Genomic DNA, 1,152 nt, shown 5'->3' on the forward strand with positions numbered 1-1,152 from the left:
ATTTTAGTTCTCAAAATCAGATATTTTTCAATTCCGAATTACTTACATCTGAGTGATTTCCGCTATTACTTGCAACGTGTTTGTGTATGCTTTGTTGCTTGATTTAAGCACCTAATTTAGTAAATAAAAACCGAATAGAAAATCCGCGAGGATTTTCGTAAGTAGGCTCAAACCAAGCAATAAAATATACACGGTGTTGTGTACAGTTTTTTTATTCAGCCTTTCATTTTTTTTAAAATCTAAATTCTTATAATTTATAGTATTTACCAAGAAAGTAAGATATAGACTCATAAACCTTTTCGATAGAATAATTTTCGTTTTTAGGTATCGATTTAGAATACTCTTTAATTATCTTTTTTGATTCATTCTTATAATCAATATTTTTTTCTATAATGCTATTTTTTATTGGGTTTCTTTTAAAGTATTCATTTATTATTTTATGAAACTTTACTTTTTCTATATATCCGTAATAGCCAGTTTTGTAATCTGTAATATCTTTAACTATTAAATTAAGAGAAGACAAGTAAACAGAATTAGATAAATTTTTCACTCGTTTTTCTAAATTATATTTTATTGAATTTAAAGAGTCTTTTTGTGTTCCTAAATTTTTATTTTGGTTGTTTAATTTTTTATTTATTTCTTTTAAATTTATTTCTGCTCTTCTTAAGTTTATGAGTTCATAGCTCATAGTAGTGATACTATCTTTTAATGTAAATAAATCTGATTCAAGTATTATTTTGTTTTTTTTGAGTTCCTTATTTGAAACTATCAATTTATTATTTTTAAAAGTATATTCTTTATTCCCTTTTTTTAAAGTTTTGTTCTGTAATTTTATATTTTCAAAGTCATAAGTAGGTTTTATTGTATAAAGGAAAGTAAAAAGTGCAGTAATTAAAATTGAAATATTACTAGTTTTAGAAATTTTTCCAAAAAGAGATTCTTCATTATTCCATATAGTTTTACCTCTTATTGTATTAGGTAATAAAATAGGACCTATTAATGTAATGATGAATATAGATATTATAAAAAAATTCATTTATTTTGGTTTCTTTCCGTAGTAGTGAATAATTGTACACAACGTTTTTGTGTATGATTTTTGGCGTTTTAAAGCACTAAATTTAGCAAATAAAAACCGAATAGAAAATCCGAGAG

At 23.4% G+C, this 1,152-nt stretch carries 1 protein-coding gene; it reads right to left on the minus strand.

Translation table 11 applies throughout. The features are described 5' to 3' along the window. Positions 1-247 precede the first annotated feature (247 nt). On the minus strand, positions 248-1,036 hold the full coding sequence (locus Q4586_RS13950) for a hypothetical protein (protein WP_303530000.1): 789 nt from the start codon (positions 1,034-1,036) through the stop codon (positions 248-250). Positions 1,037-1,152: the final 116 nt, after the last annotated feature.

The organism is Tenacibaculum soleae (genome assembly GCF_030549005.1).
Lineage (GTDB): Bacteria > Bacteroidota > Bacteroidia > Flavobacteriales > Flavobacteriaceae > Polaribacter > Polaribacter soleae.